This window comes from Rhodococcus sp. ACPA1, from assembly GCF_002300195.1.
GTDB classification, from domain to species: Bacteria; Actinomycetota; Actinomycetes; order Mycobacteriales; family Mycobacteriaceae; genus Rhodococcus_F; species Rhodococcus_F opacus.
The window spans coordinates 348,860-361,774 of record NZ_NSDX01000005.1; the positions used below are offsets into that span (position 1 = coordinate 348,860).

Sequence of the window (12,915 nt, forward strand, 5' to 3'; positions counted from 1 at the left end):
GGTGAGCATGCGTGGCGAGTTCAGGTGGGCGACGACTCCGAGTCGGTGCCGTCCGAGCCGGGATCGGCGAACATCGCCTCGATTCGGTTCGTTTACTTTCGGTGCGCGGTTGTGGACCGAGCGGAGCGGCCGGGGCGCGCGAGGGATTCGCGGCAACCGAACGGTCTCGCCGGCTGTGTCCGGTGGCCTTCTCGACCGGAACATTTGGATTCCAGGTGGGTGGGAAACCCCGCGGTTTCGACGCGAACGCACATCGAATCGGCGGACAATGAATGCACCCGGCAGTGGGTTGCGGCGAGGAAGGGGCGTCATGTCCGAAGGTTCGTCGGTCAAACAGGGCGTCGCGGCGGGGACCGCGATGGGTGCAGCGGTCATCATGGTCACCGTCGGACTCCTGCAGTTCTTCCAAGGGCTCGCGGCGGTCTATGAGAACGAGGAGTTCGTGGTGGGGGTGGAGTACCTCTACAAGTTCGACTTCACGGTCTGGGGCTGGATCCATCTCGTGCTGGGTGCGTTGGTCGCGGTGACCGGCCTCGCGTTGTTCACCGGCGCCGCGTGGGCCCGGGTGTCGGCGATCGTGATCGCCGCGATCTCGATCGTGGCCAATTTCCTATGGCTGCCGCACTACCCGTGGTGGTCGGTGATCGTCATCGCGCTCGACGTGGTGGTGATCTGGGCGATCTCGACGTGGCGGCCGAACCCTTCTGACGCCTGGGCCTGAGAACGGCACCAGTAGAGGTGGTGGCCTTTCAGGACGGGGTGTGCGCTCGCTCCGGCCACCCGACGCTGGACAGTGCTCCGCGCAGCACCGATTCGTAGATCGAGTCCAGGTCCAGCTCGTCGCCGAGGAAGTCGGTGTTCACCAGCATCACGAAGCCGTGCATCGCGGCGAAGATGCTGACGGCCGCGTCGAGGGTGTCCTCGGGCGGCAGTCCGCACGACGCCAGCATCGTGCGCAGCGCCGTGTTGGCGTCCAATGCCGCGGAGATGAAGGCGTCCCGGTCCACCGGGCTGGTGGTCAGCGTCTGATACCGATGCGGATGCTCGGTCGCCCAGACGCGGTGCGCGTCGACGAGCGCACGAAGGCCGTCCGGACCGCTTCGGCCCATGGCGATCTCGCGCAGGTGGGCACCGAGTTCCGCCATGGTGCGCACCTGGACGGCACCGCGGATGTCGTCGAGGTTGCGGACGTGGTTGTAGAGCGACGCGGTGACGACGTTCAGCCGGGCGGAGAGACTCGTCATCGACAGTGGCTCCCAGCCGAGTTCGTCGATGATCTCGATCGCGGCATCCACGACCTTGTCTCGCGTGAGTGTGCGCCGTCGGATCGGTCCGTTCTGCCCTTTCACCATGGGTCCAGCATAAGGGCTTCCATTACAAATGAAAGTGTGTAGTTTAAGACGCATCCCATTCGTTTATCGATCGAGGAGCAATGTATGACCGCGTCTCGGATTGATCTCAAATCCCCCGACGTCTACGCGGAAGGGGTCCCCTACACGTTCTTCGACCATCTGCGGGCGAGCGAACCCGTCTATTGGCAGCCCGAGGAGAACGGCACCGGGTTCTGGGCGGTGACCAAGCATGCCGACGTCGTCGCCGTGTCCCGCGACAGCGCGACGTTCTCATCGGCGGTGGGCACCACCCAGATCGACGATTTCGACGAGCAGACCCGCGCGAAGCAGGCCGCCATGCTCGTCAACCTCGACCCTCCCGACCACACCCGGCTCCGGCAGCTCGTCAGCCGCGGATTCACCCCGCGCACAGTCAAAGTGCTCGAGGGGCACATCCGCGACATCTGTGCGCGGATCGTCGATCGGCTGCTCGACGCACGCGACGTCGACTTCGTTCCCGAGGCGGCAGCGCCGTTGCCGCTCGAGGTCATCGCGGCGCTGCTGGGTGCGCCTGCCGGGGACGTCGACAAGCTGTACGACTGGTCGAACCGGATGATCGGCTTCGACGACCCCGAGTACGGCACCACCCAGGCCGACGGCGAGATGGCTGCGGCGGAGATCTTCCTGTACGCCAACGAGCTTGCGGCGCAACGCCGGATCGAACCTCGGGACGATATCGTCACCAAGCTCGTGCAGCCGGACGGGAACGGCGACACGCTCACCGAGATGGAATTCAACATGTTCTTCGTCCTGCTCGTGGTGGCGGGGAACGAAACGACGCGCAACGCGACCGCCGGTGGGATGCAGGCCTTTATCGATCATCCCGATCAGTGGCGACGACTTCAGTCCGAGCCGGAACTGGCTGCGAGCGCGGTGGAGGAGATCCTGCGGTGGGTGACCCCGGTGATGGACTTCCGGCGCACCGCCACCCGGGACGCCTACATCGGAGATCAGTTGGTCAGGGCCGGCGACAAGGTGGTGATCTACTACCCGAGCGCCAACCGGGACGAGGACGTCTTCGACGAGCCGTACCGGTTCGACATCGGCCGGAGTCCCAACCCGCAGATCGCGTTCGGCGGTAGCGGGGTGCACTTCTGTCTCGGCGCCCACCTGGCGCGTCTCGAGCTGAAGATCCTGTTCGAGACTCTCGCCGCGCGGATCGACCGCGTGGAACCCACCGGCCCGGTCGTCCGGCTGCGGTCGAATTTCATCAGCGGCATCAAGACGATGCCCGTGCGAATCCACCCGCGCAGTCCGGTGTGAGAGTCCGATTTTCGTTGCCAGCCGCTGGTAACTGTAGTAGCGTCCAGACACGTGTCCAGTAGTATGAATTTCGAGTCCACCCGCCGCCGTCTGACCGAGAAGCAGGCCGACACCGTCGACCGCCTCACCAAGGCGGCAGTCGAAGTGCTGCGTGAAGAGGGATTCGCGGGACTCACCGTCCGCTCGGTGGCCGGCATCGCCGGGGTCGCGCCCGCGACGGCCTACACATACTTCTCGTCCAAGGAGCACCTCGTCGCCGAGGTCTTCTGGCGGCGCCTCGCCGCCTCACCGCAGCCGGTGGACGACGGACTCGATCGCACTGGACGCGTGGTCGCTGTGCTCCGTCACATCGCTCTCCTGGTGGCGGACGAACCCGAACTCGCCGGCGCCGTCACCAACGCGCTGCTCGGCCGCGACCCCGACGTGGAGCACCTCCGCGCCCGCATCGGGCTGGAGATCCGCGACCGTCTCGCCACCGCACTGGGCGACGGCCACGATCCCGACGTCCTCGAAGCGCTGGAGTTGCTGTACGCCGGTGGCCTGGTCCGCGCGGGAATGGGCTACGGGTCCTACGCACAATTCGCCGATCGACTCGAAACTTCCGCCAAGCTGATTCTGGAGTAGATGCCATGACCGCAGCCTCGATGCCCGGGGTGTCACACAATCCGGTGACGTTCAATCCGTACGACTATGGCTTCCACGAAGATCCGTACGTCACGTATCGAAGACTGCGGGAAGAAGCGCCGGTCTACTACAACGAGGATCTCGACTTCTGGGCGTTGTCCCGGCACGAGGACGTCGTCGCGGCGTTCCGGGACAACCAGCGCCTGTCGAGCGCGAACGGGGTGTCGCTCGACCCGGCGGCCTACGGTCCGCACGCTCACAAGACGATGTCCTTTCTCGCGCTGGACGATCCGCGGCACATGCGGATGCGGCAGTTGGTGTCCCGCGGCTTCACTCCGAGGCGGGTGAACGAACTCGAGGGGCGGATCCTGGATCTGACCCGGCAGTACCTCGACCCGGCGCTCGCGGCGGGTGAGTTCGACTGGATCGGCGAGTTCGCCGGCAAGCTCCCGATGGACGTGATCTCGGAACTGATGGGGGTGCCGGAGGCCGACCGCGTGGAACTCCGCCGGCTCGCCGACCTGGTGGTGCACCGCGAGGAGGGCGTCCTCGACGTGCCCCACGCCGCGATGGAGGCGTCGCTCTACCTCGTCGGCTACTACGCCGACATGCTGGCCGAGCGGCGCAGGAAACCGACCGAGGACCTCACGTCCGCCCTGCTCGAGGCGGAGATCGACGGCGACCGGCTCACCGACGACGAGATCATCGCGTTCATGTTCCTGATGGTGGTGGCGGGTAACGAGACCACCACCAAACTGCTCGGCAACGCGCTGTACTGGGGTTTCCGCTATCCGGGCGAGGCCAGGCACGTGTTCGAGGATGCGAGCCGGGTGCCGGAGTGGGTGGAGGAGACCCTGCGTTTCGACACGTCCAGCCAGATGGTCGCCCGGACGGCGTCCGTCGACCTGGACTTCCACGACCGGACGGTTCCCGCCGGCGGCAAGGTGCTGATCCTCATCGGCTCCGCGAACCGTGACTCGGCGGTGTTCGAGGACGCCGACGAATACCGGATCGGCAGGGACACGTCCAACAAGCTCGCGAGCTTCGGCGGCGGCACCCACTTCTGCCTCGGCGCCCACATGGCCAGGCTCGAAGCGCGGATCGCGCTCACCGAACTCGTCTCCCGCATCGACGACTACGACATCGACGAGGCGAACAGTGTGCGCGTCCACTCGACCAACGTGCGCGGTTTCGCCACCCTCCCCATGAAAGTGCAGGTCCGCGATGCCTAGGTTCGAGCCCAACCCGCAGCGGCGCCCGTCGATCGTCGCCGGGGCCTCTTCGGGAATCGGCACGGCGACGGCCTATGCGCTGGCCGAGGCCGGTCACCCCGTCGCGCTCGGTGCCCGCCGGGTGGCCGAATGCGAGGAGATCGCGGAAAAGATCCGCAGCAACGGCGGAGAAGCGTTCGCGCACTACCTCGACGTCACCGACACCGCATCCGTCGACGAATTCGTCACCGCGGCGGAGAAAGCCCTCGGCCCCACCGAGATCGCGTTGTCGGGGGCAGGCGACCTGGAGTTCTCCGTCGCGCACGAGATGGACCCCGACCAGTTCCTGGGCCAGGTCAACGTCCATCTGGTCGGTGCGCAGCGTCTCGCGCACCGCCTCCTTCCCGGCATGATCGAACGCAGGCGCGGAGATTTCGTCCTGATCGGATCCGATTGCGCCGACACCCCCCGGCCCCGGATGGGCGCCTACAACGCCGCGAAGGCCGGCGTCGAGATGATGGGCCGGCAGATGCGAATGGAGCTGGAAGGCACCGGCGTCCGGGCGTCGGTCGTCCGTCCGGGCCCCACCCAGACATCCATGGGGATGAACACCACCGAGGAGGTCATCGGACCCGTCCTCGAAGACTGGGCGAAATGGGGATTCGCCCGGCACTCGTACTTCCTGCGCGCCTCCGCGATCGCCGACGCCGTCGTCGCCGCCGTCAGTGCGCCGCGCGGCGCACACATGGTGCTGATCGAAGTGCAGCCCGAGGCGCCCCTGCGAAAGGATGGAGAATGAACCTGGCTACCCCGCAACGGGTGTCCGGCGGTGAGCACGAGCACGGACATCTCGAAGAATTGCGCACCGACCCGATCGCGCTGATGCGCCGCGTCCGGGAGGAGTGCGGCAACGTCGGTGTCTTCCAGCTCGCCGACAAGAAAGTGGTGCTGCTGTCCGGCGGCGAGGCCAACGAATTCTTCTTCCGCTCCACCGACGAGGATCTCGACCAGCAGGCCGCCTACCCGTTCATGAAGCCGATCTTCGGCGAGGGAGTCGTGTTCGACGCGAGTCCCGAGCGCCGCAAGGAGATGCTGCACAACCAGGCGTTGCGCGGCGAGCAGATGAAGGGCCACGCCGCGACGATCGCGCACGAGGTCGACCGCATGGTGGCGCAATGGGGCGACGAGGGGGAGATCGATCTCCTCGAATTCTTCGCGGAGCTGACCATCTACACGTCCTCGGCCTGCCTGATCGGCAAGAAGTTCCGGGAACAGCTCGACGGCCGGTTCGCGCACCTGTACCACGAGCTCGAGCAGGGCACCGACCCCATCGCCTACGTCGACGCCTACGCCCCGATCGAGAGCTTCCGCCGGCGGGACGAGGCGAGGGTGCAGTTGGTGGCCCTCGTCCAGGAGATCATGAACGGGCGCATCGAGAACCCTCCTCAGGGCAAGGAGGATCGGGACATGCTCGACGTGCTCGTCTCGATCAAGGACGAGGACGGCAACGAGCGCTTCACGGCGGACGAGATCACCGGCATGTTCATTTCGATGATGTTCGCCGGGCACCACACCACGTCCGGCACCGCGGCCTGGACCCTGATCGAGCTGCTGCGGCACCCGGACTACGCCAAGCAAGTGGTCGCCGAACTCGACGACCTCTATTCGGACGGCTCCGACATCAGTTTCGGGGCGCTCAGGCAGATCCCGAAACTCGAAGCGGTGCTGAAGGAGACGCTGCGGTTGCACCCGCCGCTGATCATCCTACTGCGCGTCGCGCGGGGCGAGTTCGAGGTCGGCGGCTACCGGATCGCCGAGAACGACCTGGTGGCGGCCACGCCCGCGATCTCCAACCGGATCGCGGAGGACTTCCCGAACCCGGACACGTTCGATCCCGAACGCTACATCGACCCCAACCAGGAAGACATCGTCAACCGCTGGACGTGGATTCCGTTCGGCGCAGGCAGGCACCGTTGCGTCGGGGCCGCGTTCGCGCTGATGCAGTTGAAGGCGATCTTCTCGATTCTCCTGCAGGACTGGGAGTTCGAAATGGCGCAACCGTCCGACACGTACCGCAACGATCACAGCAAGATGGTGGTGCAGCTGCAGCAGCCGTGCACGGTGAGGTACCGGAAGCGAAGCACGTGATGAAAGTCGAAGCCGACCTCGACCTGTGTCAGGGTCATGCCGTGTGCGAGATGGAGGCACCGGACGTCTTCGCCGTCCCGAAACACGGCAAGGTCGAGATCCTCGACACCGACCCACCCGAGAACCTGCGCGCCGAAGTCGAGAGCGCCGTGCGTTTCTGCCCGACCCAGGCCCTGCGGATCCTCGGGGACGACGACTCTGAAGGAGATAGCTGATGGCACAGTTCGATCGAAGGATCGGCCCGGCGGTGCAGTTCGATCGTGCGGAGCTCGACGAGATGGTGCAGCGCTGGGTGGACGAGAACAAGCGGTGCGAGTCGCTCGGCGACTGGAAGCCGCTCGCCGAGATGTACACCGAGGACGCCACGTACGGATGGAACTACGGGCCGAAGGACGACTTCATGGCCGTCGGCCGGGACGAGATCCGCGACCTGGCGCTCGGGCAGGAAATGGACGGGCTCGAGGGCTGGCAGTACCCGTACCAGCAGTTCGTCATCGACGATCGCAGCGGCGACGTCATCGGATTCTGGAAGCAGGTGTCCGAACGCACCCGCGACGACGGCACGCACTATCAGGTCACCGGAATCGGCGGCAGCTGGTTCCGCTACGGCGGCAACTTCCAATGGTCCTGGCAGCGTGACTTCTTCGACTTCGGCAACGTCTCGAGTCTGTTCCTCGAGATGATCACGAACAACGCGATGTCCGACGGCATGAACGCGCGGATCCAGCGCGCGACGTCCGGTCGGCTGCCGGGGTGGTATCCGGTCGGCACGGCACCGGTCCCGCTGTGGTGAGTACGGTGAAGGTTCCGGCGTCGTTCGCCGATCTGTCGCGCGAGGATCTCGCGATTCTCGTTCCGGAACTGCTCCTGTGCGGTCATCTCATCGACCGCTCCGGTATGCCGCACCTCATCGGTGCGTTCGGTCGCGAGGGCATGACGCAGGTCGCGATCGAGGAGTGGATGGCGTCGAGCCCCCTCTACACGCGGCGTATGCAACGCGCGCTGGGATTCGAGGGCGACGGCGTCGTGACGATCTTCAAGGGTCTGCAACTCGACATCGGTGCGCCGCCCCAGTTCATGGACTTCCGGTACCGCGTCACCGATCACGACCACGGCGAATTCTGGCTGGATCACTGCGGCGCGTTGATGGACGTCGAACCGATGGGCGACGAGTACGTCACCGCGATGTGCCACGACATCGAGGACCCGACGTTCGACGCCACCGCATTGGCGACCAACCCGCATGCGCAGGTGCGTCCCGTGCACCGTCCGCCCCGCAGACCGGCGGACCGGACACCGCACTGTCTCTGGACGGTCACCATCGACGACACGAACGTGCCACCCCCGATTCCGGAAGGACTGGTGACGGTGGGGAAGTCGCGGGCGGCGACGGTCGAGTTGTCGCCGATCGACACCGGCGGGCCGGGGCAGCACGACTACGCGGGCGCGCTCCTCGACGACCTGCGGTTCCCGGACTTCTCCCATTCGGCTCTGACCCGGATCGCGGAGGAGGTGTGCCTGCAGCAGCACCTGCTGACCCTCGGTTTCCTGCTCGCGGTGCGGGCCCGCACCGATGCCGAATCCGCGCTCGACATCGCCCGCAAGCAACTCACCGGCATCGCCGGCCTCACGTCGGAGCGGATCCGGAACGCGCTCGGGCTGCCGGCTGACCTCGAGGGCCTCGCCGTCGTCCTCGCCGTGCATCCGGCGTTCAATCCCCGTCAGTACGTGGACGTCACCATCACCCTCGGCGACCGCATGCTGCTGACCCTCGGCAGGGACTGCGGAGCCGGGGAGGACGGGGCGTGGCCGTCCATGATCGACGCCGAGCACCTCGGGCCGTTGAACGCGCTCGTGCGCGGGGTGTCGCCGCGCTTCGCAGTGCAGGTGGTCGAGGAGACGGATGCGGCGCTGACCGTGGAAATCGTGATCGGTGAGCCGCCCGCGAAGGAGGCACCCGAGGTGGCGCTCACCCGGTTCAGCACGGGAGCCGACTTCGCGTTCACCGATCGAGGAATACCCCTACCACTCACAGTCGTCTGAGAGAGGACGCCCCCGTGGCCTACAACCTTGCGGACCTCTTCGAGCATTCCGTCGACGCGATGCCGGAACGGGTGGCGTTGATCTGCGGCGCCCGTCGCGTCACCTACCGCGAACTGGAGGACCGCGCCAACAGGCTGGCCCACCACTTCCTGGACGTCGGGCTGACCGTCGATTCGCACATCGGCGTGCACCTGCACAACTCCATCGAGACCATGGAGACGTTGCTGGCGGCGTACAAGATTCGTGCGGTTCCGGTCAACATCAACTACCGCTACACCAGCGACGAACTCGCCTATGTGTACGGCAACGCGGAACTCGACGCCGTGGTCCACCATCGGATCTACTCGCCGCGCATCGCGGAAGTCCTGCCCTCGCTGCCGCGGATCCGGCATACCGTCGTCGTCGAGGACGATGTCGGCGGCGCCGGTGTGCCCAGCGACTCGGTGCCGTACGAGGAGGCGCTGTCCGGTAGTGGCGACCGGGACTTCGGCGAGCGCAGCTCCGAGGACCTGTTCATCATGTACACCGGCGGCACCACCGGACGTCCCAAGGGTGTGGTGTGGACGCACGAGGCGATCTGGCGTGTCCTCGCGGGCGGTCTCGACTTCTACACCGGTGACGCGATCGAGGACGAGTACCAGCAGTCACGGTTCGGGTCGCAGGGGGAGCCGACCCTGTGGTTCGCGTTGCCGCCGTTGATCCACGCGGCCGCGATGATGCCGACGTTCACCGCGCTGTTCAGCGGGAACACCGTGCTGCTGGAATCGAAGTTCGACGCCGACCGGACGTGGGAGTTGGTCGAACGGCACAGGGTGCAGATCCTGATCATCACCGGCGACGCGATGGGACGGCCGCTGATCGAGGCGCATCAGTCCTCGCGCACCGACACGTCGAGTCTGGGTGTGGTGGCATCCGGGGCCGCGCTGTTCTCGCCGGTGATCAAGGACGCCTTCCTCGACGCGTTCCCGGGACTGCTGGTCTCCGATTCCATCGGCGCGTCGGAGACAGGTTTCGGCGGAATCGGTTTCGCGACCAAGGGGGAGAAGCAGGTGGGTGGGCCCCGGGTGCCTGCCGGACGGTACGCCCTGGTGATCGACGAGGACGACGTTCCCGTCGAACCGGGGTCGGGGAGGGACGGCTGGTTCGCGAAGGGCGGGTACGTCCCGGTGGGTTACTACAACGACCCGGACAAGACCCGGGAGATCTTCCGGGAGGTCGACGGGCGACCCGTCGTCATCACCGGCGACCGCGCGCGGATCGAGGCCGACGGATCGATCACCCTGCTCGGCCGCGGCAACATGGTGATCAACACCGGCGGCGAGAAGGTGTTCGCCGAAGAGGTCGAGAGCGCGGTGAAGGCGTACCACGACGTCTACGACGCCATCGTCGTCGGCGTCCCCGACGAACGGTGGGGGCACCGGGTCTCCGCGGTCGTGCAGGCGCGCGACGGGCGGGGCGTCGACTTCGCCGGACTCGAGGAACACGTACGGCAGAGCCTGGCCGGCTACAAGATTCCGCGCCTGGTGTGGGTGGAAGACACCGTCCAGCGCACCCCGAGCGGCAAGCCCGACTACCGCTGGGCCCAGGGCGTCACCAAACAGCGCGACCCCGACCACCGTACGTGAGTGGCGAAGCGTGCTCCCGCACGCTTCGCCACTCACGTACGGGTCAGGCGGGGGCGCGGACGACCAGGACCGTTCCCGGGAACTCCGCGGCGAGTTCCTGACGGCTGTGCTTCACGGCCGCGGTGCCGTAGCCCTTCTTCCGGGCGTCGGGGGCGATCCAGATGGCGACGTCGACCTCGCGTCCCGACAGTTCGCCGAACACCATGCCGACGGCCGTGTTCTCCGCGGTGTCCTCACACACGAACCACGCTGCGGACTCGTCGTCGACACGGCTCAGGCCTTCCGTGCGTTCCTTCTCGACCCGCTCCTCGGACCACTGCGTGCCCGCGTCGTCGACCTGCTCGCCGCAGCGGCGGCGGAACAGTTCGGCGTCTTCCTCGGTTTCGGTGAACGGACGGAGGCGGAAGTTCCGCCCGGTGCTCGCCGGCCGGTCCGTCGACGTCCACTCGAGGGTGGCGTCGAGGTCCTTCAGTTCCGTCTGGATGCGGAGCCGTTCGACCTTGGTGAGACGGCGAAACGTCAGGTTGAGGACGGCTTCCGCGTACGCCTCGGACGTGTCGAGGAGTCCGGCGACGGTGGTGAGGGCCTCGGCGTGGTCCTCGCTGTCGACGATGGCGTCGAGAACCTCGTGGCGCTGCTCGAGTGCGCGCAGCAGGACCGCGGTGAGCTCTCGACGGTCGTGTATCCGATCTTGAACCTGTGTACTCATGTCTGCAATTCCTCGCCCTCGGCCGTCGTACAAGTCCGTACGCGTCAATACTGCAAGAAGTCCTCCGACATGGCACCCGTTACCCGGCGGTACATACACGTGCTATCGGGGGTTGCAGACCACGACGGGGATCGTGCGGTCCGTCCAGGCCTGGTAATTGTCGAAATCTGGGTACATGTCGACGAGCCGCGGCCACAGGCGCGCGCGTTCCTCGGGATCCGCCACGTGGGCGGTCATCGGCCGCACCCGCGACTTCACCTGGACGGTCACCCCCGGGTTGGCGCGCAGGTTGAGGTACCACATCGGGTGCTTCGGGAGGCCGCCCTGCGAGGCGACGAGGATGATGCGGTCGCCGTCCTGGAGGAACAGCAGCGGGCTGATTCTCGGCTCGCCGCTCTTCCGTCCGGTGGTGGTGAGCAGGCAGACGGGCAACCCGCGCGGGAAGGCGCTGCCCACCCGCCACTTGCTGCCCAAGCGCCCGCCCGTCCGCCGGTACAGCACCACGTTGATCTTCGACATCCACTTGATGAAGGAGACCGTCCACTTCGAGTCGAGGCCGGGCGGTCGGGCGGGGGCGGGTGCATTCATCGGCAGATCCTAGATCCGCTCGATGATGGTGCCGGTGGCGAGCGCGCCGCCGGCACACATCGTGATCAGTGCCGTCGACCCGTCGGTGCGTTCGAGTTCGTGCAGCGCGGTGGTGATGAGACGAGACCCGGTGCTGCCCACGGGATGGCCGAGTGCGAGCGCACCGCCGTTGACGTTGACCCGATCCATGTCGGGCTCGTGCACCGACGCCCACGACAGCAGTACCGACGCGAAGGCCTCGTTCACCTCGAACAGGTCGAGGTCGCCGATCTTCATGCCGCTGCGTTCGAGGACGCGCGCCGTGGCCTGGACGGGTCCGTCGAGGTGGAATTCGGGTTCGGAGCCGACGAGCGCCTGGGAGATGATGCGGGCCCGGGGCTTCAGACCGAGGGCGCGCGCCCTGGATTCGTCCATCAGCATGACGGCGGCGGCGCCGTCGGAGATCTGCGAGGACGTGCCCGCCGTGTGGATGCCGCCCTCGAGAACGGGCTTCAGCTTGGCGAGCGACTCCGCGGTGGTATCGCGCAGACCCTGATCGCGCGTCACCACCCGGGTCTCACCGGTGAGGTTGCCTTCCTTGTCCACCACGGGTGCGGTCACGTGCAACACTTCCCGGTCGAAACGCCCTTCGTCCCACGCCTGCTTGGCGCGTGCCTGCGAACGGACTCCGAGGGCCTCGACGTCCGCGCGGGTGATTCCGCGGCGACGGGCGATGCGCTCGGCGGCCTCGAACTGGTTGGGCATGTCGATGTCCCAGTCGGCGGGTCTGCGCGGCCCGGCGTTCTCGCCGACGTTCGCCCCGAGCGGCACCTGGCTCATTGCTTCGATGCCGCAGGCGATTCCGACGTCGATCGCGTCGGTGGCGATCAGGCCTGCGATCAGGTGGTTGGCCTGTTGCGCGGAGCCGCACTGGCAGTCGATCGTGGTGGCGCCGACCTGCCAGGGCAGTCCGGCATGCAGCCACGCGGTCCGGGTGATGTTGTTCGACTGCGCCCCGGCCTGGGTGACGCAACCACCGATCACCTGCTCCACCAGTTCGGGGTCGATGCCGGAGCGGTCGAGGATGCCCCGCTGAGCGGCGCCGAGGATCTCGGCGGCATGCAATCCGGACAGCCAGCCACCGCGCTTTCCGATCGGGGTGCGTACTGCCTCGACGATTACTGGTGTGCCCACGGTGGGCTCCTTTCCTTGTCCTCAGAAAATAGAACAGGTTCTGCTGTCCGGGCAAGGTCTGAATGAGCTTTCCTTTGCTAGTCGCCCGGCTTGTGCTTCAATGCTAGTAGAACGTGTTCCACATCACGGAGTGGTGTATG

The 12,915-nt window shown here is 66.6% G+C and carries 14 protein-coding genes; 10 read left to right on the top strand and 4 right to left on the bottom strand.

Features of this window, described 5'->3' with window-relative positions; genetic code table 11:
• The first annotated feature begins 310 nt into the window (after window positions 1–310).
• Entirely contained in the window at window positions 311–721 is a 411-nt protein-coding gene (locus tag CJ177_RS26040; RefSeq protein ID WP_025431822.1) for a hypothetical protein, read from the top strand.
• 28 nt (window positions 722–749) lie between these two features.
• On the opposite strand, the gene CJ177_RS26045 is transcribed toward CJ177_RS26040, so the two are convergent.
• A complete protein-coding gene (locus CJ177_RS26045; RefSeq protein WP_005244580.1) occupies window positions 750–1,352 on the bottom strand; it encodes a TetR/AcrR family transcriptional regulator in 603 nt (200 codons plus the stop codon).
• Between the two features lie 84 nt (window positions 1,353–1,436).
• Here CJ177_RS26045 and CJ177_RS26050 point away from each other — a divergent pair, with 84 nt between their 5' ends.
• The 9 genes from CJ177_RS26050 to CJ177_RS26090 all read left to right on the top strand — a co-directional run bounded on the left by CJ177_RS26050 (window position 1,437) and on the right by CJ177_RS26090 (window position 10,305).
• Complete coding sequence (locus CJ177_RS26050) at window positions 1,437–2,654, top strand: cytochrome P450 (protein ID WP_095868965.1); 1,218 nt, start codon at window positions 1,437–1,439, stop codon at window positions 2,652–2,654.
• A 63-nt stretch (window positions 2,655–2,717) separates the two neighbouring features.
• Window positions 2,718–3,278: a TetR/AcrR family transcriptional regulator gene (locus CJ177_RS26055; protein ID WP_061697502.1), complete on the top strand. Its 561-nt coding sequence runs from the start codon at window positions 2,718–2,720 to the stop codon at window positions 3,276–3,278.
• A 5-nt stretch (window positions 3,279–3,283) separates the two neighbouring features.
• A complete protein-coding gene (locus tag CJ177_RS26060; RefSeq protein ID WP_095868966.1) occupies window positions 3,284–4,510 on the top strand; it encodes a cytochrome P450 in 1,227 nt (408 codons plus the stop codon).
• On the top strand, window positions 4,503–5,288 hold the full coding sequence (locus tag CJ177_RS26065; protein ID WP_005244576.1) for an SDR family oxidoreductase: 786 nt from the start codon (window positions 4,503–4,505) through the stop codon (window positions 5,286–5,288). The genes CJ177_RS26060 and CJ177_RS26065 overlap by 8 nt, the downstream gene beginning before the upstream one ends.
• Complete coding sequence (locus CJ177_RS26070; RefSeq protein WP_095868967.1) at window positions 5,285–6,637, top strand: cytochrome P450; 1,353 nt, start codon at window positions 5,285–5,287, stop codon at window positions 6,635–6,637. Before CJ177_RS26065 ends, CJ177_RS26070 begins: the two co-directional genes overlap by 4 nt.
• Complete coding sequence (locus CJ177_RS26075) at window positions 6,637–6,852, top strand: ferredoxin (RefSeq protein ID WP_095868968.1); 216 nt, start codon at window positions 6,637–6,639, stop codon at window positions 6,850–6,852. The genes CJ177_RS26070 and CJ177_RS26075 overlap by 1 nt, the downstream gene beginning before the upstream one ends.
• Window positions 6,852–7,430 (top strand): hypothetical protein, encoded by a 579-nt coding sequence (locus tag CJ177_RS26080; RefSeq protein WP_005244573.1) that lies wholly within the window; start codon window positions 6,852–6,854, stop codon window positions 7,428–7,430. The genes CJ177_RS26075 and CJ177_RS26080 overlap by 1 nt, the downstream gene beginning before the upstream one ends.
• Window positions 7,424–8,680: a hypothetical protein gene (locus CJ177_RS26085; RefSeq protein ID WP_095869232.1), complete on the top strand. Its 1,257-nt coding sequence runs from the start codon at window positions 7,424–7,426 to the stop codon at window positions 8,678–8,680. Before CJ177_RS26080 ends, CJ177_RS26085 begins: the two co-directional genes overlap by 7 nt.
• 14 nt (window positions 8,681–8,694) lie before the next feature.
• Complete coding sequence (locus CJ177_RS26090; protein ID WP_095868969.1) at window positions 8,695–10,305, top strand: acyl-CoA synthetase; 1,611 nt, start codon at window positions 8,695–8,697, stop codon at window positions 10,303–10,305.
• A gap of 43 nt (window positions 10,306–10,348) precedes the next feature.
• On the opposite strand, the gene CJ177_RS26095 is transcribed toward CJ177_RS26090, so the two are convergent.
• From CJ177_RS26095 to CJ177_RS26105, 3 genes are all read right to left on the bottom strand, one after another.
• Window positions 10,349–11,014 carry a GNAT family N-acetyltransferase gene (locus tag CJ177_RS26095; protein WP_025431825.1) on the bottom strand — a complete coding sequence of 222 codons (666 nt, stop codon included), beginning with the start codon at window positions 11,012–11,014 and terminating at the stop codon, window positions 10,349–10,351.
• A 102-nt stretch (window positions 11,015–11,116) separates the two neighbouring features.
• Window positions 11,117–11,602: a nitroreductase family deazaflavin-dependent oxidoreductase gene (locus CJ177_RS26100; protein ID WP_005244569.1), complete on the bottom strand. Its 486-nt coding sequence runs from the start codon at window positions 11,600–11,602 to the stop codon at window positions 11,117–11,119.
• Between the two features lie 9 nt (window positions 11,603–11,611).
• Window positions 11,612–12,775, bottom strand: a complete 1,164-nt coding sequence (locus CJ177_RS26105; protein WP_005244568.1) for a steroid 3-ketoacyl-CoA thiolase — start codon at window positions 12,773–12,775, stop codon at window positions 11,612–11,614.
• Window positions 12,776–12,915: the final 140 nt, after the last annotated feature.